The organism is Streptomyces sp. WAC04114, from assembly GCF_019733245.1.
GTDB classification, from domain to species: Bacteria; Actinomycetota; Actinomycetes; order Streptomycetales; family Streptomycetaceae; genus Streptomyces; species Streptomyces massasporeus_A.
Map to the genome: position 1 here is coordinate 1 of NZ_JAIGQA010000103.1, position 22,763 is coordinate 22,763.

Below are 22,763 nucleotides of genomic sequence, written 5' to 3' on the forward strand. Positions count from 1 at the left end.
CAGCTCCACAGCGGCCTCCGCCGGCCCGTTCGCCTCGCCCCGGGGCAACCCGCGCAGCCGCTCCCACCCCCGCTCGCGCACGAACGCCTCCGCCCCCCACCGCAGCGCCGGCACCGTGCGCACGAGCCCCGACGGGTCCCGCTCCAGCACGTGCACCTCCGCGATCCGCCGTCGGCCGTTCCGGTCGCGCACCAGATGCAGCACCACGGAGAGGGCGGCGGCCAACTGGCTGTGCAGTGCGGCCCGGTCGAGCCCGGCGGCTGTGCCGAGCGCTTCCAGCCGGGCCGGTACATCTGCGGCGGCGTTGGCATGCACGGTCCCGCAGCCGCCTTCATGACCCGTGTTCAACGCGGCCAGCAGATGCACCACTTCGGGCCCGCGGACCTCGCCCACGACCAGCCGGTCGGGCCGCATCCGCAGCGCCTGGCGCACCAGGTCCTCGAGGGTGACGAGGCCCGCGCCCTCCTGGTTGGCGGGTCTGGTCTCCAGCCGCACGACGTGGGGATGGTCGGGCCGCAGCTCCGCCGAGTCCTCGGCGAGGACGATCCGCTCGTCCGGTCCCACCAGCCCGAGCAGGGCACTCAACAGCGTCGTCTTTCCGGTGCCGGTACCGCCGCTGACCAGGAAGGACAGCCGCGCGTCGAGCAGGGCGCGCAGCATGCGGTCCCCGCCCGGCGGCACCGTGCCCGCCGTGACCAGCTCGCCGAGGGTGAAGGCTCGCGGCCGTACCACCCGCAGCGACAGGCAGGCGCAGCCCACCGCCACCGGCGGCAGCACGGCGTGCAGCCGGGTCCCGTCGGGCAGCCGGGCGTCGGCCCAGGGGCGGGCGTCGTCCAGCCGTCGTCCGGCCACCGCGGCGAGGCGCTGGGCGAGCCGCCGTACGGCCGCCGCGTCCGCGAACCGCACCGACGTCAGCTCCAGTCCGCCGCCCCGGTCCACCCAGACCCGGTCGGGGGCCGACACCAGCACGTCCGTCACCGACGGATCGGCGAGGAGCGGCTCCAGTGGTCCGCTGCCGACCAGTTCAGACCGCAACTGTGTGGCAGCACCCAGGACTTCGGCGTCCCCGAGGACTCGCCCCTGGTCTCGCAAGGCCTGCGCCACGCGCGCGGGGGTCGGCTCAGCCCCGCTCTCCGCCAGCCACCGCCGCACCCCGTCGAGCAGCGCCGCACCTTCGAGTCCGGCCAAGGTGCTCATGCCGCACCCGCCTCGACGAGTGCCCGCTCCCAGAACCCCTTGCAGAACCGGGCGAGCGGTCCGCGCGGTGCGGCACCCGGTGGCGCCGTGCCCTGGTCCGGGCGCGACAGCCCCGGCTCGTCGGGCACTTCGCCGACCAGGGGCAGTCCGAGCAGCCGCGCGACCTCACGGTCGTCGAGCCCCGGCGGGTAGGGGCCGCGGACCGCCACCCGCAGATCCCGCAGGACCATGCCGACCGCGGAGGCCACCCGCCCCGCGGCCGCGACGGCCCGCAGCTCGGCGGGCACCACCAGCACGCCCACGTCCAGCTGGGTGAGCACCTCGGCGACACCGTCGTCGATCCGGCGCGGCAGGTCGACCACGACCGTGCCGCCGCGGCGGCGGGCCGCCGCGAGCACCGCGCGCACCGCCTGCGGCGGCACCGCGATCCGATCGCCGCGATCCCAGCTGAGCACCCGCAGCGAGTGCAGCTCGGGCAGCGACTCCTCCAGGGCTCCCCCGCCGACCCGTCCGCGCGAGGAGGCGAAGGCGGGCCAGCGCAGCCCTTCGGCCGTCTCACCCCCGAGGAGGACGTCGAGTCCCCCGCCCAGCGGATCGGCGTCCACGAGGAGTGTGCGCAGTCCTTCCCGCGCGGAGGTGACGGCGAGGGCGCACGCGAGCGTGGATGCTCCGGCCCCGCCCCGGCCACCGATGACGCCCACCGTGAGGGCGGGCCGGCCGACGCCCTCGGCCACGTCGGCGATCCGGTCGACCAGCCACTGCTCTCCGTCGGGCAGCATCAGGACGTGCTCGGCGCCGATCTCGACGGCACGCCGCCAGATCCCGGAGTCGTCCTGGTCCCGGCCGACGAGCACGACGCCCCTTCTGCGGACGGCCCCGCGCACCCGCCGCGCGGCGTCGTCGCCGACCAGGACGAGCGGCGCCGCCTCCCAGCTGCCTCTGCGCTCCGGCACCCCGTGGTGCACCTCGGGTGTGGCGCCCGCCGCCGCGCACAGGCGCAGCAGGTCGTCGAGGAGTTCGCCGTCCTCGGTGACGATCAGCGGTCCGCCCTGCCGCCCTCCGGCGGCGGGCGGCGGATCGTGTGTGACGGTTCCGGCCACGCTTTCCATCCCCCTTCGCTGCATGACTCGCGCGGCCCCTGCGGCCCCGCGATTCCCAAACGTGGGAAGAACCGACAAGCGGCCTCCCTGTGAACGGCCGACAGAAACCGGCCAAACGCCCCCGCGTACTCGAAACCGGCCATGAACTCGCCGCGAGCGGGACGCGCTGGAATCACGGTGCAGCGATCCCGGAAATCGTGTGGATCTTGGTGGATAACTGTGGACGTCCCGGGGGTTGTGAATATCGCCGTCACCCGTAGCGGTGAGCCGCTCAGCCCCTCTGTGCGAGCCCCGCAGAGCAGCCCGACGACTACCTACCGTGACCAGCCAGGGGCATGACAAAACACCATCGCAGCAGAATCGAAGCGACTTTCAGGCCGCGCGAAGAAGTTGAAAACCCACCCGGACATGCGACGACCCCCGCCGGGGGGGAGAGCGGGGGTCGTCCCCACGGCCGACTCGGGGGGGGGGGGAGGAGTCGGGCCGGGTTAGCACGGTCGCGAACGATCCGTGACTTCCATGGTGTACCCGAGAGCCTTCTCAGGCAAACCCACACGCCCCACCTTACGCCGAATGGGCTGCCCCTATGCTCTGGGACGTGGAAAACCACTCGATGCCCCGCACAGCCGCCTTCTTTGACCTGGACAAGACGGTCATTGCGAAGTCGAGCACGCTCACGTTCAGCAAGTCGTTCTACCAAGGCGGTCTGATCAACCGCAGGGCCGTCTTGCGCACCGCATATGCCCAGTTCGTCTTCCTGGCCGGCGGCGCCGACCACGACCAGATGGAGCGCATGCGCGCCTATCTGTCCGCTCTGTGCCGGGGCTGGAACGTGCAGCAGGTCAAGGAGATCGTCGCCGAGACGCTGCACGACCTGATCGACCCGATCATCTACGACGAGGCCGCCTCCCTCATCGAGGAGCACCACACCGCCGGCCGCGACGTCGTGATCGTGTCCACGTCCGGAGCCGAGGTGGTCGAGCCGATCGGCGAACTGCTGGGCGCGGACCGCGTGGTCGCCACCCGTATGGTCGTGGGCGACGACGGCTGCTTCACGGGCGAAGTGGAGTACTACGCGTACGGCCCGACCAAGGCCGAGGCCGTCAGGGAGCTGGCCGAGTCCGAGGGGTACGACCTCAGCCGCTGCTACGCCTACAGCGACTCGGCGACCGATGTGCCGATGCTGGAGTCCGTCGGCCATCCGCATGCCGTGAACCCGGACCGGGCGCTGCGCCGCGAGGCCCTCGCGCGCGGGTGGCCGATCCTGGACTTCCACCGCCCGGTCCGTCTGAAGCAGCGCATTCCCGCGTTCTCCGTCCCGCCGCGCCCTGCGCTCGTGGCGGTCGCTGCGATAGGTGCCGCGGCGGCCACCGCGGGACTCGTCTGGTACGCGAACAGGCGCCGGGCCACGGTCGCTTGACCGGGGGCGATGGGCAGTCCTATTTGAACCCAAAAGTAAAGAAGTGCAGCCTGGACTTCCGCTTGCTCCGGGGCAGGAGTACAAAGGACTCAACGGCCCGCGAGACCAAGGACATCCGAGAGGATCACCTTTTAACGCATTTGGCCCCACGGACCGAGCATGAACACCGGGCACCCACGCGACGTCGACCCGTCGAATACGGGCCAGCCACACCAGGTGACGGGCAAAGTTCCCGACCTGATGGGCATATATCGAGGACGCTTGGTAACCCGATGCTCATGCCAGCGGCGGTACGAGAACTCGTACCGCCGCATCATTTTTCCGGTCGCGTTTCCTGCCGCTCCATGCCACGACGCACCGCGATGTCACGCCCGCACGGTCACACCGCCCCGCACGGTCACACCGCCACCCACGGTCACGCCGCCCCGCGCTGCAGCGCCTCGCACACCGCCATCGACTCGCGAGCACCCAGCTCGACGGCCCTGCCGCAGTGGGCGATCCAGGCGGCCACGCCTTCTGGGGTACCGGAGACATACCCGCCGAGGGCCTCCAGGTAGGCCTCACGCCCCAGCTCCGCGTGGCCGACCTCGGCCGCGCAGACCGACTTCGGGTCCAGGCCGCTGCCGATGAGGACGATGCGCTCCGCCGTGCGTGCGATGAGGCCGTTGTGGGACGTGAAGGGGCGCAGCGCGAGGAGTTCGCCGTGCACGACGGCGGCCGTCACCAGGGCCGGTGCGGAGCCGCCCGCGATGATCAGCCCGGCCAGTCCGTCCAGCCTGCCGTGCGCCTCCGTGGCACTCGGCAGCGGCAGCCCGACGAGCGGCTCGTCGACCGGCTCGCCCTCCTTGCGCGGCCGTCCCACCTGGTCGGCCTTGTCCGCGGCCGCCACCAAGTGCAGCCGGGCCAGCACCCGCAGGGGCGACTGCCGCCAGATCGACAGCAGCTGGCCCGCCTCCGCGGTGAGCCGCAGGGCGGCACCCACGGTGCGGGCCTCGTCGTCGCCGCTGAAGTCCGAACGCCGGCGCACCTCCTCCAGGGCCCAGTCCGCGCCGGACAGCGCGGCCGAGCCGCGGGCGCCGCGCAGAGCGGCCTCGGAGGTGATCGCGTTGCTGCGCCGCCGCATGACCCGGTGCCCGTAGACCCGGTCGACGGCCTTGCGGACGGACTCCACGGAATCGGCCACTCCGGGCAGCGCCCCCAGGGCCGCGAGGGGATCGGCGCTCGCGCCTGCTGTACTCATGAGTACGACCCTACGCACCCCGGGGCCCCGCTCCGCGGCGGAGTGGCCTTCTTCACGTGCCCGCCCTTCACGCGCGCGTGAAGGGCGGGCATCACCCGCGCACGCTCACGTCCGCACGAAGGACTACCCCTTGGCCGGCGGAGCGCCCGGGCCGGCCTTGGCCGCCGGGGCACCGGGCACGCCCTTGGGTGCCGGGGCGGGCCGGTCGGACAGGAAGGACGCCCAGCCCGCCTTGGGCGCCTGGCCGACCTGGAGGGTGCGCAGCTTCTCCAGCGTCTTCGGGTCCTGGGCGTCCAGCCAGTCCACGAGCTGCCGGAACGAGACGCAGCGCACCTCTTCCTTGGTGCACACCGTCTCGATGACCTCCTCGACGGCCCGCATGTAGGTGCCGCCGTTCCAGGACTCGAAGTGGTTGCCGATGATCAGGGGCGCGCGGTTGCCGTTGTACGCACGTGAGAAGCCCTTGAGCAGGCCGTCACGCATCTGGTCGCCCCAGAAGTCGTGCATGGCGGGGTTGCCCTGGGTCTTGGTGCCCGACTGGTTGACCATGAAGTTGTAGTCCATGGTGAGCTGCTCGAAGGAGTGGCCGGGGAACGGCACGAGCTGCATGGACACGTCCCACAGCCCCTGCTTCTTCTTCGGCCAGACCTGGTCGTTCACGCCGCTGGTGTCATAGCGGAAGCCCAGGTCGCGGGCCGCCCTCATGAAGTTGCGCTGGCCCTCCAGGCAGGGCGTGCGGGCCCCGATGAGCTCCTTGTCGTAGTCGAAGGGCAGGGGGGCCGCGCCCGTCAGGCCGGTGTTGGTCTTCCAGGTCTTCACGAACTGCTTGGCCTGGGAGATCTCGTCCTTCCAGTCCTGGACGGACCACTCGCCCACGCCCCCGCCGCTGCCGCAGAAGTGGCCGTTGAAGTGGGTGCCGATCTCGTTGCCCTCCAGCCACGCCAGGCGCAGCTGCTCGGCGGTGGCGGCGATGCCGCGACGGTCGTTGAAGCCGATGTCGGAGCGGCCCGGGGAGTGCTGCGGCGGCCGGTACCGGTCGCGCTTGTCGTCCGGCAGCATGTACACGCCGCTCAGGAAGTACGTCATGGTCGCGTTGTTCCGCTTGGCGACCTTGCGGAAGTGGGAGAACAGCTTCTGGCTGTCCTCGCCCGCGCCGTCCCAGGAGAAGACGACGAACTGCGGGGGCTTCTGACCGGGCCGCAGGCGCTCCGGCCTGGGCAGGTGCGGCTGGGCGCCGGTGTAGGCGGTGGAGCCGTCTCCGATCAGCCGGACGGCGCTCTTCGGCGCCTGCGCCGGTGCCGGCTTCTGCGGGTCGGGTGCCTCCTGCCGGGGGGTGCCGGTCGCGCAACCGGCGAGCGATGCGGCGCAGACCGCAGCGATCACGGAACTCGCGGCGATCCTGTGGGTGGCGGCCATGTTCCGCCCACCTTCTTCCTTCTCTCGGGTGCGGACAGCGCCGCCAAATTCGCACGAGTTCGAGAAGGAATTAGTACGACAAGCCGATCAAATGGCCACTTCACTCTTCGGGGTGATCTATTCACCCATTTGCCCGCAATGTCTATGCTCGTCCTTTACTCTGCATTACGATCCGTTTACCGAGCGTTGATTCATCCCGCCGATTTACGCCGTGACCGCCGCGACCGAACCCCGCCCCGAGCGGGACCCCACAGTTACGCGACCGCGCAGCAGCCCCGGAGGAGACGGGAAACCATGTCAGCCTGCGTCCCCACACGCACCGCCGATGCGAACCGCACCGAACATCCGCCCCACAGTCCGCCGCCGACCGGACCCCGCCGATTCAGGATCGCGGGTGCCGACGTGTCGGCCTCGATCGCGGTCTTCCTGATCGCCCTGCCCCTGTCCCTGGGCATCGCCCTCGCCACCGGCGCCCCTCTCCAGGCCGGGCTCGTCGCCGCCGCCGTGGGCGGGCTGGTCGCCGGGCGGCTCGGCGGCTCCCCGCTCCAGGTGAGCGGCCCGGCCGCCGGGCTCACCGTCGTCACCGCCGACCTCATCCAGCGTTACGGCTGGCGGACGACCTGCGCCATCACCGTCCTGGCCGGCCTCGCCCAACTGGGCCTCGGCTGCCTGCGCGTGGCCCGCGGCGCCCTCGCCGTCAGCCCCGCCATCGTGCACGGCATGCTCGCCGGAATCGGCGTCACCATCGCCGTCGCCCAGCTGCACATCGTGCTCGGCGGCACACCGCAGAGCTCGGTCCCGGACAACCTCCGCGCGCTGCCCGCCCAGTTGGCGCACATGGGCCCCGCGGCCGTGTCGGTGAGCGTGCTGACCCTGGCGCTGCTGCTGCTCTGGCCGAGACTGCCCGGCCGGGCCGGACGCCTGCTGCGCAAGGTCCCGGCCGCGCTCGTCGCCGTCGCCGGAGCCACCGCGGCCGCCGCCCTCGCCGGGCTCCGTCTGCCCAAGGTCGACCTGCCGTCCTGGAGCAACCACGCCCTGGCCGGGCTGCCCGAGGGCCCCGTGCTCGGCCTGGTCGCCGCCGTGCTCACCACCACGCTGGTGTGCAGCGTGCAGTCGCTGCTCGGCGCGGTCGCCGTGGACAAGCTCGTGGCCGGCCGCCCCGGCTTGTCGCCCCGTGTCGGGCGCTCGAACCTCGACCGCGAACTGCTCGGTCAGGGCGCAGCCAACATCGTCTCCGGCTCGCTCGGCGGACTGCCCATCGCCGGTGTCGCGGTGCGGAGTTCGGCGAATGTGCACGCGGGCGCGGTCAGCCGGAACTCCACGATGCTGCACGGCGTTCTCGTAGTGATCGCCACGTTGCTGATGGTCCCGATCCTGGAGCTCATCCCGCTCGCCTCGCTCGCCGCCCTGGTGATGGCCGTCGGCATCCAGATGGTGTCCCTGAACCACATCCGCACAGTGACCCGCCACCGGGAAGTCTGGGTCTACGCCGTCACCACCCTCGGCGTGGTCTCCCTCGGCGTCCTGGAGGGCGTGGCCCTCGGCATCGCCATGGCTGTCGGCGTCGCCCTGCACCGCCTCACCCGCACCCGCATCACGCACGCCGAGAGGGAAGGAGTCCATCACGTCCACGTCAGAGGACAGTTGACGTTCCTCGCGGTGCCTCGGCTCAGCCGGGCCCTGCATCGCGTGCCCCACGGTGCCGGCACCGTCGTCGAGCTGGACGGGTCGTTCATGGACCACGCGGCGTACGAGACGTTGCAGGACTGGCAGAAGACGCACACCGCGCAGGGCGGCACCGTGGAGATCACCGGCCGGCACCCCGGCACCCGCATCTCCGAGCCCCAGGCCTCCGGTGACTGCCGCTGCCGGCCCTGGACACCCTGGCGCAACCATCAGTGCGACGGCCCCCAGTCCGTACCTCCTGCCGAGAAGAACCCGGACGGCTCGGACCGGTCCGAGCCGGACACGACGGGCACCGGCGGAGCCAGCGGGCACGAACTGGCGCGTGGCATCAGCGCGTTCCAGCGCAACACCGCGCCCCTGGTGCGCAGCGAGCTGGCCCGGCTGGCGAGGGAGGGGCAGCGGCCGTCACAGCTCTTCCTGACCTGCGCCGACTCCCGGCTGGTCACCTCGATGATCACCTCCAGTGGTCCGGGCGACCTGTTCGTCGTGCGCAACGTGGGCAACCTCGTCCCGCGCCCGGGCGAGGAGAGCGGCGACGACTCGGTGGCGGCGGCGATCGAGTACGCCGTGGACGTGCTCGAGGTGCGGTCCATCACGGTGTGCGGACACTCGGGATGCGGCGCCATGCAGGCCCTGCTCAACTCCGAGCCCGGCGGCGCTCGGACACCGCTGAAGCGGTGGCTGCGGCACGGGCTGCCGAGCCTGGAGCGCATGGCCGACGACAGTCGGTCCTGGGGCAGGCTGGCCGGACGGACCCCCGAGGACGCGGTCGAGCAGCTCTGCCTGACGAACGTGGTCCAGCAGCTGGAGCACCTGCGCGGACATGACTCGGTGGCCCGGGCCATCGGCGAGGGCGGGCTGGAACTGCACGGGATGTACTTCCATGTGGGCGAGGCCGAGGCGTATCTGCTCACCGAGACGGAGACCGGTGGCGTCTTCGACCGTGTGCGGGAGTCGGATCTGTCGGTGTGAGCCGGCGCCCGGTGCGGTGCGTCTCGCCCCGCGCCTGAGGAGGGTGTGCCCCCGACCGACAGCGGGGCACACCCTGCGGCCCGCCGGACCGCGAGCAGGGCGACCGGCAGCACACGCACTGAACTTTCCCTGGTCGGCGTCCGTGGGTACGGATGACCCCGGTCCCGACAGCACCGCCCAACAGGTCTAAACCAGTCGGCGGTCGGCTCTTGTCATCGCACCCCCGGGTCTGATGAGCTGTGGCCTGGGACACAACGGACACCCTGGGAAAGGCAGATGCCGTGAGCAATGAAAGCCTGGCCAACCTCTTGAAGGAGGAGCGACGCTTCGCGCCCCCCGCCGACCTGGCCGCGAACGCCAACGTCACCGCGGAGGCGTATGAACAGGCCAAGGCTGACAGGCTCGGCTTCTGGGCCGAGCAGGCCCGTCGGCTGACCTGGGCCAAGGAGCCCACCGAGACGCTCGACTGGTCGAACCCGCCGTTCGCCAAGTGGTTCAAGGACGGCGAGCTCAACGTCGCCTACAACTGCGTCGACCGCCACGTGGAGGCCGGGCTCGGCGACCGGGTCGCCATCCACTTCGAGGGCGAGCCGGGCGACAGCCGCGCGATCACCTACGCCGAGCTCAAGGACGAGGTCTCCAAGGCCGCCAACGCCCTGCTGGAGCTGGGCGTCCAGGCGGGCGACCGGGTCGCCGTCTACATGCCGATGATCCCCGAGACGGCGATCGCGATGCTGGCCTGCGCCCGGATCGGCGCCGCCCACTCGGTCGTCTTCGGCGGCTTCTCCTCGGACGCGCTCGCCACCCGCATCCAGGACGCCGACGCGCGCGTGGTCATCACCTCCGACGGCGGCTACCGGCGCGGCAAGCCGTCCGCGCTCAAGCCGGCTGTGGACGAGGCCGTCGAGAAGGCCGGCATCGTCGAACACGTCCTGGTCGTGCGCCGCACGGGCCAGGAGGTCGCCTTCACCGAGGGCCGCGACGTGTGGTGGCACGACCTGGTGGGGCGCCAGAGCGCGGAGCACACCCCGCAGGCGTTCGGCGCGGAGCACCCGCTGTTCATCCTCTACACCTCGGGCACCACGGGTAAGCCGAAGGGCATCCTGCACACCTCGGGGGGCTACCTCACGCAGACCGCCTACACCCACCACGCCGTCTTCGACCTCAAGCCGGAGACCGACGTCTACTGGTGCACCGCCGACGTCGGCTGGGTCACCGGCCACTCGTACATCGTCTACGGGCCGCTGGCCAACGGCGCGACGCAGGTCATGTACGAGGGCACGCCCGACACCCCGCACCAGGGCCGCTTCTGGGAGATCGTGCAGAAGTACGGCGTGACGATCCTCTACACCGCGCCGACCGCGATCCGTACGTTCATGAAGTGGGGCGACGACATCCCCGCCAAGTTCGACCTGTCCAGCCTGCGGGTGCTGGGCTCGGTGGGCGAGCCGATCAACCCCGAGGCGTGGGTCTGGTACCGCAAGAACATCGGCGGCGACCGCACCCCGGTCGTCGACACCTGGTGGCAGACCGAGACCGGCTCGATGATGATCACCCCGCTGCCGGGCGTGACCGCCACCAAGCCCGGCTCCGCGCAGACGCCGCTGCCCGGCATCTCCGCGACGGTCGTCGACGACGAGGCGAACGAGGTGCCGAACGGCGGTGGCGGTTACCTGGTGCTGACCGAGCCGTGGCCGTCGATGCTGCGCACCATCTGGGGCGACGACCAGCGCTTCATCGACACGTACTGGTCACGCTTCGAGGGCAAGTACTTCGCCGGTGACGGCGCCAAGAAGGACGACGACGGCGACATCTGGCTGCTCGGCCGGGTCGACGACGTCATGCTCGTCTCGGGCCACAACATCTCCACCACCGAGGTGGAGTCCGCGCTCGTCTCCCACCCCTCGGTCGCCGAGGCGGCCGTGGTCGGTGCGGCGGACGAGACGACCGGGCAGGCGATCGTCGCGTTCGTGATCCTGCGCGGGACGGCCTCGGAGACCGAGGACCTGGTCGCCGAACTGCGCAACCACGTCGGCAGCGCCCTCGGCCCGATCGCCAAGCCCCAGCGGGTCCTGCCCGTGGCCGAGCTGCCCAAGACCCGCTCCGGCAAGATCATGCGGCGGCTGCTGCGGGACGTCGCCGAGAACCGTCAGCTGGGTGACGTCACCACGCTGACCGACTCCACGGTCATGGACCTCATCCAGACCAAGCTCCCCGCCGCGCCCAGCGAGGACTGATCGCGGCACCGGCATGACGAAGTCGGCGGAGGGCACCCGATCATTGGGTACCCTCCGCCACTGCGTCGCGCGGCGAGGGGCCGGATGCGCACAGCCGTACGTTTACCTAAACTAAGCAACACAAGTGCTCCATGGTGCGCCGGGAAGTCTGGTCGGCACGTGTTCCGTCCTGCCCACCGACCGGAGGTTCCCCTCGTGATCGCGCCCCGCTCCACCACCGCCCGCAAGGTCCTCGGCCGGCTGTCGCTGCCCGAGCGGACCTACGTGGCGGACGCGCTGCGCACCGAGACCGTCGGCGGGGTGCTGCTGCTCGCTGCCGCGGTCACCGCGCTGCTCTGGGCGAACATCCCCGCGCTGCACGACAGCTACGAGAGCGTCTCCCACTTCCACCTGGGCCCCGCCGCCCTCGGCCTTGACCTGTCCGTCGCGCACTGGGCCGCCGACGGACTGCTGGCGATCTTCTTCTTCGTCGCCGGGATCGAGCTCAAGCGGGAACTCGTCGCGGGCGACCTGCGTGATCCCAAGGCCGCCGCGCTCCCGGTCGTCGCCGCCCTCTGCGGCATGGCCGTACCGGCACTCGTCTACACCGTCACCGCCGCGGCCGGCAGCGGCTCCCTGGACGGCTGGGCCGTACCGACCGCCACCGACATCGCCTTCGCGCTCGCCGTGCTCGCCGTCATCGGCACCTCCCTGCCGAGCGCGCTGCGGGCCTTCCTGCTCACGCTCGCCGTCGTCGACGACCTCTTCGCGATCCTGATCATCGCGGTGTTCTTCACCGCCGACCTGAACTTCGCCGCGCTCGGCGGCGCCGTCGCCGGTCTGGTGCTCTTCTGGCTGCTGCTGCGGGGCGGCGTGCGCGGCTGGTACGTGTACGTGCCGCTCGCCCTCGTCGTCTGGGCGCTGATGTACAACAGCGGCATCCACGCCACCGTCGCCGGTGTCGCCATGGGCCTGATGCTGCGCTGCCACCGTCACGAGGGCGAGGACCACTCCCCCGGCGAGCGCATCGAGCATCTCGTGCGGCCTCTGTCGGCGGGGCTGGCCGTCCCGCTGTTCGCGCTGTTCAGCGCGGGCGTCGCGGTGTCCGGCGGGGCGCTCGCCGACGTGTTCACCATGCCCGAGACGCTCGGCGTCGTCCTCGGGCTCGTCGTCGGCAAAGCGCTCGGCATCTTCGGCGGCACGTGGCTGACGGCCCGTTTCACCCGCGCCTCGCTCAGCGACGACCTCGCCTGGGCGGACGTGTTCTCGGTGGCGAGCCTCGCCGGCATCGGTTTCACGGTTTCGCTGCTCATCGGCGAACTCGCCTTCGCCGGCGACGCGACGATGACGAACGAGGTCAAGGCCGCCGTCCTGCTGGGCTCGCTCATCGCCGCGACACTCGCGACCGTCCTGCTGAAGATCCGGAACGCCAAGTACCGCCGTCTGTGCGAGGAAGAGGAGCGCGACGAGGACGCCGACGGCATCCCGGACGTCTACGAGGAGGACGACCCGGCCTACCACCTGCGCCTGGCCGACCGCTACGAGGCCAAAGCCGCGGAGCACCGCCGGATCGCCCAGGAGAAGGCAGCGGCGCGCCACGAGCTTGCCGAAGTACCGGGCGGGGCAGGCGAGGACCACGACGGTCCGGCATGATCTGACGAGACGGTACAAAAGACGGAGAGGGAGACACCGCGATGAGCGCACCCGACGGCAGCCCGGTCGGCGCCGAACGCAGCATCGGCCAGCTGTTCGCCTCGGCGACGGCGGAAATGTCGGCGCTGGTGCACGACGAGATCGCGCTGGCGAAGGCGCAGCTCAAGCAGGACGTGAAGCGCGGCGCGACCAGCGGCGGCGCCTTCTCGGCGGCCGGCGCGGTGCTGATCTTCTCCCTGCCGATGCTGAACTTCGCGCTGGCCTACGGCATCCGCACCTGGAGCGACTGGAACCTCGCGGTCTGCTTCCTGCTGTCGTTCGCTGCGAACGTGCTGGTCGCCGGGGTGCTCGCGCTGATCGGCGTGACCTTCGCGAAGAAGGCCAAGAAGAGCAAGGGCCCGCAGAAGGTCGCCGCGTCGATGAAGGAGACCGCGGTCGTGCTGCAGAAGGCCAAGCCGCACCCGCGGCCGGAGCTCCCGCAGGACCGGGTCCCCGAGGCCATCGAGGCTGTGGCACGCTCGTCGTCATGACGGACCCCGCCCCTACCCCGGCACAACCGGCCTCGGCCGTACTCCTGGACGGCCCCTGGAGCCACCGCGACGTCGCCGCCAACGGCGCCCGTTTCCACATCGCCGAGCTGGGGGACGGACCGCTGGTCCTGCTGCTGCACGGCTTCCCGCAGTTCTGGTGGACCTGGCGGCACCAGCTGGTGGCGCTCGCCGACGCCGGCTTCCGGGCCGTCGCCATGGACCTGCGGGGCGTCGGCGGCAGCGACCGCACACCGCGCGGCTACGACCCCGCCAACCTCGCGCTCGACGTCACCGGCGTCATCCGCTCCCTCGGCGAGCCCGACGCCGCGCTGGTCGGCCACGACCTCGGCGGATACCTCGCGTGGACGGCCGCCGCGATGCGCCCCAAGCTGGTGCGGCGGCTGGCGGTCTCGTCCATGCCGCACCCGCGGCGCTGGCGCTCGGCCATGCTGCGGGACGTCAAGCAGAGCCGCGCCGGTTCACACATCTGGGGGTTCCAGCGGCCCTGGATCCCGGAGCGGCAGCTCACCGCCGACGACGGGGCCCTCGTCGCGGAGCTGATCCAGGAGTGGTCCGGGCCGCGCCCGCCCGAGGACGAGGCGCTGGAGAACTACCGACGCGCCATGTGCATCCCCTCCGCGGCGCACTGCGCGGTCGAACCGTACCGCTGGATGGTGCGCTCCCTGGCCCGCCCGGACGGCATCCAGTTCAACCGGCGGATGAAGCGGCCGGTGCGCGTGCCGACCCTGCATCTGCACGGCTCGCTCGACCCCGTGATGCGCACGCGCAGCGCGGCCGGCTCCGGCGAGTACGTCGAAGCCCCCTACCGCTGGCGCCTGTTCGACGGACTCGGCCACTTCCCGCACGAGGAAGACCCGGTCGCGTTCTCCTCGGAACTCATCAACTGGCTGCGGGATCCCGAACCCGACCGGTGACCGGCCGGCCCCGTCCCGTCACGGGCGGGTGAACGCTTGTCTGACGAACGGCCAATTGCCTGGCGCATAGGCCAATTGGACGCCCCGGGAGCGGTTATCGACCATGGGGCGGGGGCACACGTCGGGGTATGGGCTGGACGCACGACTACAGTGACGCAACCCGCAATCGCCGCTCGGCGGGCGGTGCGAACCCCCACCGGCGAAGCGGCGCACCGCAGATGGCGACCGCGGACCCCCGGGTCGGGATTCCGCGTATCCTCCGCCGCCGGGCCCGCTGGGTCTCCGTACGTCTGCGCCACACTCGCGACTGAGGCATCACTCGCGCGAGTGACACCCCGCCACCTGCCGCTCCAGGACGGCACCTGGAGCCGCCGGGCCCATACAAGGCACAGCTGCCTTCCAGGGCGCAGCTGCCTCACAGGGCACAGCTGCCTTCCGGGGCCCAGCTTCCCTACAGGGCGCAGCTGTCGCTGCCCACCTGCTGGGTGGCGGTACGCCCCTTGGTGATGTCCTCCCGGATCTCGTCCACGGTCAGCGCGTATCCCGTCTCGGCGTCGTCGAGCGACTTGGCGAAGACGACGCCGTAGACCTTGCCGTCGGGGGTGAGCAGCGGGCCGCCGGAGTTGCCCTGGCGGACGGTCGCGAAGAGGGAGTAGACGTCGCGGCGGACCGTGCCGCGGTGGTAGATGTCCGGGCCGTTGGCGGTGATGCGGCCGCGCACGCGTGCGGCCCGCACGTCGTACGCCCCGTTCTCCGGGAAACCCGCGACGATCGCGCTGTCGCCGCTGTTCGCGTCCTTCTCGGTGAACCGCAGCACGGGCGCCTTGAGATCCGGCACGTCGAGGACGGCGATGTCGCGCCGCCAGTCGTAGAGCACGACCTCGGCGTCGTACTTCCTGCCCTCGCCGCCTATCTGCACGGTCGGCTCATCGACTCCGCCCACCACGTGCGCGTTGGTCATCACGCGGCGGTCGGAGAAGACGAAGCCGGTGCCCTCGAGGACTTTGCCGCAGCTCGGGGCGGTGCCCATGACCTTGACGATGGAGCGCTGGGCGCGGTTCGCCACGGGGCTGTTCGCCAGCGCCGGGTCGGGCGGCTGGACGTCGGTGATCGGCTCGTTCGAGAACGGGCTGAAGACCTGCGGGAACCCGTTCTGCGCGAGGACGGAGGAGAAGTCCGCGAACCAGGTGGTGGCTTGGTCCGGCAGGGCCTGCGAGACACCCAGCAGCACCTTGGAGTTGCGGACCTCCTTGCCGAGCGTCGGCAGTGTGGTGCCCGCGAGGGCCGAGCCGATCAGCCAGGCGACCAGGAGCATCGCCACGACGTTCACGAGGGCGCCGCCGGTGGCGTCGAGGGCCCGGGCCGGGGACCAGGTGATGTGCCGGCGCAGCTTGTTGCCGAGGTGGGTGGTGAGGGCCTGGCCGACAGAGGCGCAGACGATGACGACGACGACCGCGACGACGGCGGCGGTCGTGCTCACCTCCGCGTTGTCCGTCAACGCGTCCCAGATGACGGGCAGCACGTAGACCGCGACGAGGCCACCGCCCAGGAAGCCGATCACCGACAGGATGCCGACGACGAACCCCTGGCGGTACCCCACGACCGCGAACCACACGGCGGCGACCAGCAACAAGATGTCCAGCACGTTCACGGAGGCCACCCTGTCATGCGCGCCAGTCGAGCGGGACCTGCTTCTCGCGGTCCCAGGGCCGCTCCCAGCCCGCGAAGTGCAGCAGCCGGTCGATGATTCCGGCCGTGAAACCCCAGACAAGGGCTGATTCGACCAGAAATGCCGGACCTCGGTGGCCGCTGGGGTGGACGGTGGTCGCGCGGTTGGCGGGATCCGTGAGATCCACCACGGGGACGGTGAAGACCCGGGCGGTCTCGTTCGGGTCGACCACGCCGACCGGGCTCGGCTCGCGCCACCAGCCCAGCACGGGTGTGACGACGAAGCCGCTGACGGGGATGTAGAGCCGGGGCAGGACACCGAAGAGCTGGACGCCGGAGGGGTCGAGGCCGGTCTCCTCCTCCGCCTCGCGCAGGGCGGCCCGCAGCGGGCCGTCGCCGTGCGGGTCGCCGTCCTCCGGGTCGAGGGCGCCGCCCGGGAACGAGGGCTGGCCGGCGTGCGAGCGCAGGGAGCTCGCACGCTCCATGAGCAGCAGCTCCGGGCCGTGCGCCCCTTCACCGAACAGGACCAGCACGGCGGATTGCCGCCCCGCCCCGTCCTCCGGGGGCAGGAACCGGCTCAGCTGCCTCGGCCGGACGGTCTCCACGGCGTGCACCACCGGGTCCAGCCAGCCGGGCAGCCCGTCCTTGCTCAGCGCCACCGGGCCGCCCTGTGTGTCGCTCGCACGCGTCATCGCCACCCCCGTCGTCCTGCCGCATCCAACGCACGACGGGCCCGAGATCGTTCCGCGAACGCGCGGGATCCCCTGAACGGGCGGCACTTCGGGCTCTGCGGATGGCGCGTGGGGCTCTTCGGATGGTGCGTGAGGCTCCTCTGATGGCACGTGGGGCTCTTCGCGGCGCACGCCGGGCCGCTCGGCCGGCGCCTCGGATGCTGCGGGCGACTCGGGCGACTCATCCGGCCCCCAGCGGCGGCGCCGGTTTGCCGCCCGCGTCCAGGTAGGCCTGCGGGGGCTTGAGACGCTGCCCGGGGAAGCCGCCCTTCTCGTACTTGAGGAGCTTCTTCGCCTTCTCCGGGTCGGTCTCGCCCTCGCCGTAGGCCGGGCAGAGGTGAGCGATCGGGCAGGCGCCGCACGCGGGCTTGCGGGCGTGGCAGATGCGGCGGCCGTGCCAGATGACGTGGTGCGACAGATCCGTCCAGTCGCTCTTCGGGAAGAGCGCGCCGACGGCGGCCTCGATCTTGTCCGGGTCGGTCTCGCCGGTCCACCGCCAGCGGCGCACCAGGCGCTGGAAATGCGTGTCGACGGTGATGCCGGGGCGGCCGAAGGCGTTGCCGAGCACGACGAACGCGGTCTTGCGGCCGACGCCGGGCAGCTTGACCAGGTCTTCCAGCCGGCCGGGCACCTCGCCTCCGAAGTCCTCGACCAGGGCCTTCGACAGCCCTATGACCGACTTCGTCTTGGCCCGGAAGAAGCCGCACGGGCGGAGGATCTCCTCCACCTCCTCGGGGTTGGCGGCGGCCAGGTCCTCCGGGGTCGGGTACTTGGCGAAGAGGGAGGGTGTCGTCTGGTTGACGCGCAGGTCGGTCGTCTGGGCGGACAGGACCGTGGCGACGAGCAGTTGGAAGGGGTTCTCGAAGTCCAGCTCGGGGTGCGCGTACGGATAGACCTCGGCGAGCTCGCGGTTGATACGGCGGGCCCGGCGGACCAGAGCGGTGGGCGACTCGTCGCCCGGCGGGTGGACGACGGCCTTGGCGGGGGCGGTGCCCTTGAGGCGGGCGGTGGCCTTCTTGGGCGCGACCGCGACCTTCTTGGCGGCGGGCGCCTTCTTCACGGCGGCACCCTTCGAGGCCTTCTCGGCGGCAGAAGCCTTGGAATCGGCCTTCTTGGCGGCAGAGGTCTTGGAAGCGGCCTTCTTCGCGGAGGCGGTTTCCTTCGCAGACGCGGCCTTCTTCGCGGAGGCAGTTTCCTCCGGAGACGCGGCCTTCTTCGCGGACGCGGCCTTCTTCGGAGACGCCGTCTTCTTCGCGGAAGCCGTCTTACCGGCGGACGCGGCCCCCTTCACGGAGGCCCCCTTCGCGGATGCCGCCTTCTTCGCGGAAGCCGCCTTCTTCACCGGTTCCGTCTTGTTCTCTTTCGCCGTTTTCCTACCGCCATCGGGGCTGTGTTCGCCCACAGCGGAATCTCGACGTACAACCACCCGCGCAGCCCCCTCGGCCTGTGCTCTCACCGGCGATTTGGACACCCGGCCAGCCTAAGGCCCGGCACCGACATCCGCCCCGGCCCCTGAAGATCGGCGCCCAATTGGACCCCTGCCGCGTACCCCGGGACACGTGTGCGGCATCCTTGTGACAGATCACACTGTTTGGACCGCCCGACAAAATGGGCACCACGGTCCCTCGGTACACGGGGGAGCAAGATCCCCTGAGCAGGTCGAATAGGAGAGAACTCGTGGACGACGTTCTGCGGCGCAATCCGCTCTTCGCGGCGCTCGATGACGAGCAGGCCGCGGAGCTCCGCGCCTCCATGAGTGAGGTGACCCTCGCCCGCGGTGACTCGCTGTTCCATGAGGGCGACCCAGGTGACCGCCTGTACGTGGTCACGGAGGGCAAGGTGAAGCTGCACCGCACGTCCCCCGACGGTCGCGAGAACATGCTGGCCGTGGTCGGCCCCGGCGAGCTCATCGGTGAGCTGTCGCTGTTCGACCCGGGCCCGCGCACCGCGACCGCCACGGCGCTGACCGAGGTCAAGCTGCTCGGCCTCGGCCACGGCGACCTCCAGCCCTGGCTGAACGCCCGCCCGGAGGTGGCCACGGCACTCCTGCGCGCCGTCGCGCGCCGGCTGCGCAAGACCAACGACGCGATGTCCGACCTCGTCTTCTCGGACGTCCCGGGCCGTGTCGCCCGCGCCCTGCTCGACCTGTCGCGCCGGTTCGGCGTGCAGTCCGAGGAGGGCATCCACGTCGTGCACGACCTCACGCAGGAGGAGCTGGCCCAACTCGTCGGCGCGTCCCGCGAGACGGTCAACAAGGCCCTCGCGGACTTCGCCCAGCGCGGCTGGCTGCGCCTGGAGGCCCGCGCGGTGATCCTCCTGGACGTGGAGCGCCTCGCGAAGCGCTCGCGCTGACGCGCACACCCTCCCGTACGTCATCGGGCCCCGTCTCCTCACGAGACGGGGCCCGACGTCGTATCCGCGAGGCCGCGCACGGTCAGATGAGCCCGTGCTCCTCCAGGTAGTCCAGCTGGGCCCGTACCGACAGTTCCGCCGCCGGCCACAGGGAGCGGTCCACGTCGGCGTAGACGTGGGCGACTACCTGCGCGGGGGTGCGGTAGCCGTCCTCGACGGCCGTCTCGACCTGGGCGAGACGGGTGGCGCGGTGGGCGAGGTAGTACTCGACAACGCCCTGGGCGTCGTCCAGGACCGGGCCGTGACCCGGCAGCACGGTGTGGACGCCGTCATCGACCGTGAGGGAGCGCAGGCGGCGCAGGGAGTCCAGGTAGTCGCCGAGGCGGCCGTCGGGGTGGGCCACGACCGTCGTGCCGCGGCCGAGGACGGTGTCGCCGGTGAGGATGGCCCGGTCGGCCGGGAGGTGGAAGGAGAGGGAGTCGGCGGTGTGGCCGGGGGTCGGCACGACGCGCAGTTCCAGCCCGCCGGTCGTGATCACGTCTCCGGCGGCCAGGCCCTCGTCGCCCAGCCGCAGTGCCGGGTCGAGGGCACGCACGCGTGTGCCGGTCAGCTCGGCGAAGCGGGCGGCGCCCTCCGCGTGGTCGGGGTGGCCGTGGGTCAGCAGGGTGAGGGCGACGCGCTTGCCGGCCTGTTCGGCCGTGGCGAGAACCCGGCGCAGGTGCTCGTCGTCCAGCGGGCCCGGGTCGATCACCACGGCCAGGTCCGAGTCGGGCTCGGAGACGATCCAGGTGTTCGTGCCGTCCAGGGTCATCGCCGACGCGTTGGGGGCCAGGACGTTGACGGCCCGCGCGGTGGCGGGGCCCGAGAGGACCCCGCCGCGGGGCTGGCCGGGCAGGGCGCTTGCGTCCGTCATGCGGTGGCTCCACCGGTCGGGATGTGCTTGGTGAACTCGTCGTGGCCCGGCCAGGAGAGCACGAGCTCGCCGTCGACCAGGCGGGCGGTGGCCAGGACGGGCGTGAGGTCACGCCCCGGGGCGGCGTCGAGCGCCCCGGCGGCCGTCTCGTACGCCGTCAGCTGGCGCAGGGTCGCGATCGTCGGCGGCATCATCAGCAGCTCGCCCTTGTCGTACCCGGCCGCCGCCTCGCGCGGGGCGATCCACACCGTGCGGTCGGCCTCCGTGGAGGCGTTGCGGGTGCGCTGCCCCTCGGGGAGAGCGGCCACGAAGAACCAGGTGTCGTAGCGGCGGGCCTCGAACTCCGGGGTGATCCAGCGGGTCCAGGCGCCCAGCAGGTCGGAGCGCAGGACCAGTCCGCGGCGGTCCAGGAACTCCGCGAAGGACAGGTCCCGGGCGACCAGGGCGGCCCGGTCGGTCTCCCAGTCGGCTCCCGTGGTGTCACCGACGACCGCGTCGGCCGCCGGTCCGGCGAGCAGCACGCCCGCCTCCTCGTACGTCTCGCGCACGGCCGCGCAGACGATCGCCTGGGCCGCCGTCTCGTCGACGCCGAGCCGGTCGGCCCACCACGCGCGCGTGGGGCCGGCCCAGCGGACGTGGTGGTCGTCGTCGCGCGGGTCGACGCCACCGCCGGGATACGCGTACGCGCCTCCGGCGAAGGCCATGGAGGCGCGTCTGCGCAGCATGTGGACGGCGGGACCGCTGCCCGTGTCCTTCAGGAGCATGACGGTGGCCGCGCGCTTCGGGGCCACCGGGGTGAGGGTGCCGGCCGCGAGTGCGCGGATGCGGTCCGGCCACTCCGGGGGGTACCACTGACCGTTCGCCATGGGCGCGAGGCTATCCCGTGACGGGCGGATGTTCGAGTGGCCCCGGGGACGGAATCCGCAGCTGGGGCCACCGAAGAGGGCGCGGCCGTGGTACGCGGCGGGGTGCTACGCGAGCTCCACCTGGATCTCGACCTCGACCGGTGCGTCCAGCGGAAGCACCGCGACGCCCACGGCGCTGCGCGCGTGCACGCCCTTGTCGCCGAGGACCTCGCCGAGCAGTTCGCTCGCGCCGTTCAGCACCGCGGGCTGGCCCGTGAAGTCGGAGGCCGAGGCGACGAAGCCGACGACCTTCACCACGCGCGCGATCCGGTCCAGGTCACCGGCGACGGACTTCACGGCGGCCAGGGCGTTCAGCGCACACGTGCGTGCCAGCTCCTTGGCCTCCTCCGGGGTGACCTCCGCACCGACCTTGCCGGTGACCGGAAGCTTGCCGTCCACCATCGGGAGCTGCCCGGCGGTGTAGACGTACGGTCCGGACTGCACGGCCGGCTGGTAGGCGGCGAGCGGCGGGACCACCGCGGGCAGGCTCAGGCCGAGCTCGGCCAGCTTCGCCTCGACGGCGCCCACTACTGCTTCTCCCGCTTCAGGTAGGCCACGAGCTGCTCGGGGTTGTTCGGCCCGGGCACGACCTGGACGAGCTCCCAGCCGTCCTCGCCCCAGGTGTCCAGAATCTGCTTCGTGGCGTGGACGAGCAGCGGCACAGTCGAGTATTCCCACTTGGTCATGCGGCCGACTCTAGCCCCTGGCGGGCGGGGGCCACGCGGCCCACCACCGCACCGGTTATCCACAGCCTGCCGCGTAGCGCGGGCACGGACTGGTTAGGCTCGAATACGTGAGCAGGCTCCAGGTCGTCAGCGGCAAGGGCGGTACCGGCAAGACCACGGTGGCCGCGGCCCTAGCGCTGGCCCTGGCCACGGAGGGGAAGCGGACGCTTCTCGTCGAGGTCGAGGGCCGTCAGGGCATCGCGCAGCTCTTCGAAACGGAGGCGCTGCCTTATGAGGAACGGAAGATCGCAGTAGCACCCGGGGGCGGGGAGGTGTATGCCCTCGCCATCGACCCCGAACTGGCCCTTCTGGACTACCTCCAGATGTTCTACAAGCTGGGCAGCGCAGGACGGGCCCTGAAGAAGCTCGGCGCGATCGACTTCGCCACCACCATCGCGCCCGGCCTCAGGGACGTCCTCCTGACCGGCAAGGCGTGCGAGGCGGTGCGCCGCAAGGAGCGCAGCGGGCGGTTCACGTACGACTACGTCGTCATGGACGCCCCGCCGACCGGGCGGATCACCCGCTTCCTGAACGTGAACGACGAGGTCGCGGGCCTCGCCAAGATCGGCCCGATACACAATCAGGCGCAGGCCGTGATGCGGGTGCTGAAGTCGCCGGAGACGGCCGTGCACCTGGTGACGCTGCTGGAGGAGATGCCCGTCCAGGAGACCGTGGACGGCATCGCCGAGCTGCGTTCGGCCCGGCTGCCGGTGGGGCGGATCATCGTGAACATGGTCCGGCCGGAGGTGTTGGACGAGACGGACCTGGAACTCGTACGGACGGTCCCGCGTTCCACTGTCGCGCGGTCCCTGTCGTCCGCGGGGCTCGGCGGGGCGCGGCGCGGCGGGCACGCCGAGCGGCTGGTGGACCCGTTGCTCACGCAGGCCGAGGAGTACGCCGAGCGGTACACGCTGGAGCACGAGCAGCGGGCGGTCCTGGCCGAACTGGGCCTGCCGTTGCACGAACTGCCGCTGTTCGCCGAGGGCATGGACCTGGCGGGGCTGTACGAGCTGGCCCGTGAGCTGCGCGAGCAGGGCGTGTCATGAGCCGGCACGGACAGGGCACGCGAGCAGGGCGTGTCACGAGCCAGGACGGACACGGCAC

General features: G+C 71.6%; 20 protein-coding genes. 9 read left to right on the forward strand and 11 right to left on the reverse strand.

What is annotated here, in order from left to right:
• Positions 1-1,197: TadA family conjugal transfer-associated ATPase (locus tag K4G64_RS24135; RefSeq protein WP_221758106.1), on the reverse strand; the 1,197-nt coding region annotated here is incomplete at its 3' end.
• Positions 1,194-2,306, reverse strand: coding sequence for a septum site-determining protein Ssd (gene ssd / locus K4G64_RS24140; protein WP_221758107.1), 1,113 nt, complete (start codon positions 2,304-2,306; stop codon positions 1,194-1,196). The genes K4G64_RS24135 and ssd, both read right to left, overlap by 4 nt.
• A gap of 577 nt (positions 2,307-2,883) precedes the next feature.
• Between ssd and K4G64_RS24145 the strand changes: the two genes are divergently transcribed.
• Positions 2,884-3,717, forward strand: a complete 834-nt coding sequence (locus K4G64_RS24145; RefSeq protein WP_221758108.1) for an HAD family phosphatase — start codon at positions 2,884-2,886, stop codon at positions 3,715-3,717.
• 415 nt (positions 3,718-4,132) lie between these two features.
• On the opposite strand, the gene K4G64_RS24150 is transcribed toward K4G64_RS24145, so the two are convergent.
• Both K4G64_RS24150 and K4G64_RS24155 read right to left on the reverse strand, forming a co-directional pair.
• A complete protein-coding gene (locus K4G64_RS24150; protein WP_221758109.1) occupies positions 4,133-4,957 on the reverse strand; it encodes an oxidoreductase in 825 nt (274 codons plus the stop codon).
• A gap of 123 nt (positions 4,958-5,080) precedes the next feature.
• Positions 5,081-6,373, reverse strand: coding sequence for a hypothetical protein (locus K4G64_RS24155; RefSeq protein WP_221758110.1), 1,293 nt, complete (start codon positions 6,371-6,373; stop codon positions 5,081-5,083).
• A 294-nt stretch (positions 6,374-6,667) separates the two neighbouring features.
• Here K4G64_RS24155 and K4G64_RS24160 point away from each other — a divergent pair, with 294 nt between their 5' ends.
• From K4G64_RS24160 to K4G64_RS40435, 6 genes are all read left to right on the forward strand, one after another.
• Positions 6,668-9,031: a bifunctional SulP family inorganic anion transporter/carbonic anhydrase gene (locus tag K4G64_RS24160; RefSeq protein ID WP_221758111.1), complete on the forward strand. Its 2,364-nt coding sequence runs from the start codon at positions 6,668-6,670 to the stop codon at positions 9,029-9,031.
• Between the two features lie 281 nt (positions 9,032-9,312).
• Entirely contained in the window at positions 9,313-11,268 is a 1,956-nt protein-coding gene (gene acs / locus K4G64_RS24165) for an acetate--CoA ligase (protein ID WP_221758112.1), read from the forward strand.
• A gap of 195 nt (positions 11,269-11,463) precedes the next feature.
• Entirely contained in the window at positions 11,464-12,900 is a 1,437-nt protein-coding gene (gene nhaA / locus K4G64_RS24170; protein ID WP_221758113.1) for a Na+/H+ antiporter NhaA, read from the forward strand.
• Between the two features lie 41 nt (positions 12,901-12,941).
• Positions 12,942-13,430, forward strand: coding sequence for a phage holin family protein (locus K4G64_RS24175; protein WP_030846131.1), 489 nt, complete (start codon positions 12,942-12,944; stop codon positions 13,428-13,430).
• A complete protein-coding gene (locus tag K4G64_RS24180; protein WP_221758114.1) occupies positions 13,427-14,365 on the forward strand; it encodes an alpha/beta fold hydrolase in 939 nt (312 codons plus the stop codon). Before K4G64_RS24175 ends, K4G64_RS24180 begins: the two co-directional genes overlap by 4 nt.
• Positions 14,366-14,493: 128 nt before the next feature.
• The gene (locus tag K4G64_RS40435; protein WP_078885154.1) at positions 14,494-14,676 is read left to right on the forward strand and encodes a hypothetical protein; all 183 of its coding nucleotides are present in this window, start codon (positions 14,494-14,496) and stop codon (positions 14,674-14,676) included.
• Positions 14,677-14,816: 140 nt separating this feature from the next.
• On the opposite strand, the gene K4G64_RS24185 is transcribed toward K4G64_RS40435, so the two are convergent.
• The 3 genes from K4G64_RS24185 to nth all read right to left on the reverse strand — a co-directional run bounded on the left by K4G64_RS24185 (position 14,817) and on the right by nth (position 17,824).
• Positions 14,817-16,016, reverse strand: coding sequence for a MarP family serine protease (locus tag K4G64_RS24185; RefSeq protein WP_221758115.1), 1,200 nt, complete (start codon positions 16,014-16,016; stop codon positions 14,817-14,819).
• Positions 16,017-16,029: 13 nt separating this feature from the next.
• On the reverse strand, positions 16,030-16,725 hold the full coding sequence (locus K4G64_RS24190) for a CoA pyrophosphatase (protein WP_221758116.1): 696 nt from the start codon (positions 16,723-16,725) through the stop codon (positions 16,030-16,032).
• A 220-nt stretch (positions 16,726-16,945) separates the two neighbouring features.
• Positions 16,946-17,824: an endonuclease III gene (gene nth / locus K4G64_RS24195; RefSeq protein ID WP_221758123.1), complete on the reverse strand. Its 879-nt coding sequence runs from the start codon at positions 17,822-17,824 to the stop codon at positions 16,946-16,948.
• A gap of 617 nt (positions 17,825-18,441) precedes the next feature.
• Between nth and K4G64_RS24200 the strand changes: the two genes are divergently transcribed.
• Positions 18,442-19,116 (forward strand): Crp/Fnr family transcriptional regulator, encoded by a 675-nt coding sequence (locus K4G64_RS24200; protein WP_010031945.1) that lies wholly within the window; start codon positions 18,442-18,444, stop codon positions 19,114-19,116.
• Between the two features lie 82 nt (positions 19,117-19,198).
• Here the strand turns inward: K4G64_RS24200 and K4G64_RS24205 are convergent, their stop codons facing one another.
• The 4 genes from K4G64_RS24205 to K4G64_RS24220 form a co-directional block, all read right to left on the reverse strand.
• Positions 19,199-20,029 (reverse strand): MBL fold metallo-hydrolase, encoded by an 831-nt coding sequence (locus K4G64_RS24205; RefSeq protein WP_221758117.1) that lies wholly within the window; start codon positions 20,027-20,029, stop codon positions 19,199-19,201.
• Positions 20,026-20,895: an NUDIX hydrolase gene (locus K4G64_RS24210; protein ID WP_221758118.1), complete on the reverse strand. Its 870-nt coding sequence runs from the start codon at positions 20,893-20,895 to the stop codon at positions 20,026-20,028. The genes K4G64_RS24205 and K4G64_RS24210 overlap by 4 nt, the downstream gene beginning before the upstream one ends.
• Positions 20,896-21,000: 105 nt before the next feature.
• Entirely contained in the window at positions 21,001-21,462 is a 462-nt protein-coding gene (locus K4G64_RS24215; protein ID WP_030846166.1) for a RidA family protein, read from the reverse strand.
• Entirely contained in the window at positions 21,462-21,620 is a 159-nt protein-coding gene (locus K4G64_RS24220; RefSeq protein WP_097218487.1) for a DUF4177 domain-containing protein, read from the reverse strand. The genes K4G64_RS24215 and K4G64_RS24220 overlap by 1 nt, the downstream gene beginning before the upstream one ends.
• A 107-nt stretch (positions 21,621-21,727) precedes the next feature.
• On the opposite strand from K4G64_RS24220, the gene K4G64_RS24225 reads away from it, so the two are divergent.
• On the forward strand, positions 21,728-22,705 hold the full coding sequence (locus K4G64_RS24225) for an ArsA-related P-loop ATPase (RefSeq protein WP_221758119.1): 978 nt from the start codon (positions 21,728-21,730) through the stop codon (positions 22,703-22,705).
• Positions 22,706-22,763 lie beyond the last annotated feature (58 nt).

Bases quoted from the DNA above. Each gene is read 5' to 3' on its own strand.
- K4G64_RS24155 (WP_221758110.1), bottom strand. From the start codon at position 6,373: ATGGCCGCCACCCACAGGATCGCCGCGAGTTCCGTGATCGCTGCGGTC.
- K4G64_RS40435 (WP_078885154.1), top strand. From the start codon at position 14,494: ATGGGCTGGACGCACGACTACAGTGACGCAACCCGCAATCGCCGCTCG.
- K4G64_RS24175 (WP_030846131.1), top strand. From the start codon at position 12,942: ATGAGCGCACCCGACGGCAGCCCGGTCGGCGCCGAACGCAGCATCGGC.
- K4G64_RS24160 (WP_221758111.1), top strand. From the start codon at position 6,668: ATGTCAGCCTGCGTCCCCACACGCACCGCCGATGCGAACCGCACCGAA.
- ssd (WP_221758107.1), bottom strand. From the start codon at position 2,306: ATGGAAAGCGTGGCCGGAACCGTCACACACGATCCGCCGCCCGCCGCC.
- K4G64_RS24210 (WP_221758118.1), bottom strand. From the start codon at position 20,895: ATGGCGAACGGTCAGTGGTACCCCCCGGAGTGGCCGGACCGCATCCGC.
- K4G64_RS24145 (WP_221758108.1), top strand. From the start codon at position 2,884: ATGCTCTGGGACGTGGAAAACCACTCGATGCCCCGCACAGCCGCCTTC.
- K4G64_RS24220 (WP_097218487.1), bottom strand. From the start codon at position 21,620: ATGACCAAGTGGGAATACTCGACTGTGCCGCTGCTCGTCCACGCCACG.
- K4G64_RS24205 (WP_221758117.1), bottom strand. From the start codon at position 20,029: ATGACGGACGCAAGCGCCCTGCCCGGCCAGCCCCGCGGCGGGGTCCTC.
- K4G64_RS24190 (WP_221758116.1), bottom strand. From the start codon at position 16,725: ATGACGCGTGCGAGCGACACACAGGGCGGCCCGGTGGCGCTGAGCAAG.
- K4G64_RS24150 (WP_221758109.1), bottom strand. From the start codon at position 4,957: ATGAGTACAGCAGGCGCGAGCGCCGATCCCCTCGCGGCCCTGGGGGCG.
- K4G64_RS24180 (WP_221758114.1), top strand. From the start codon at position 13,427: ATGACGGACCCCGCCCCTACCCCGGCACAACCGGCCTCGGCCGTACTC.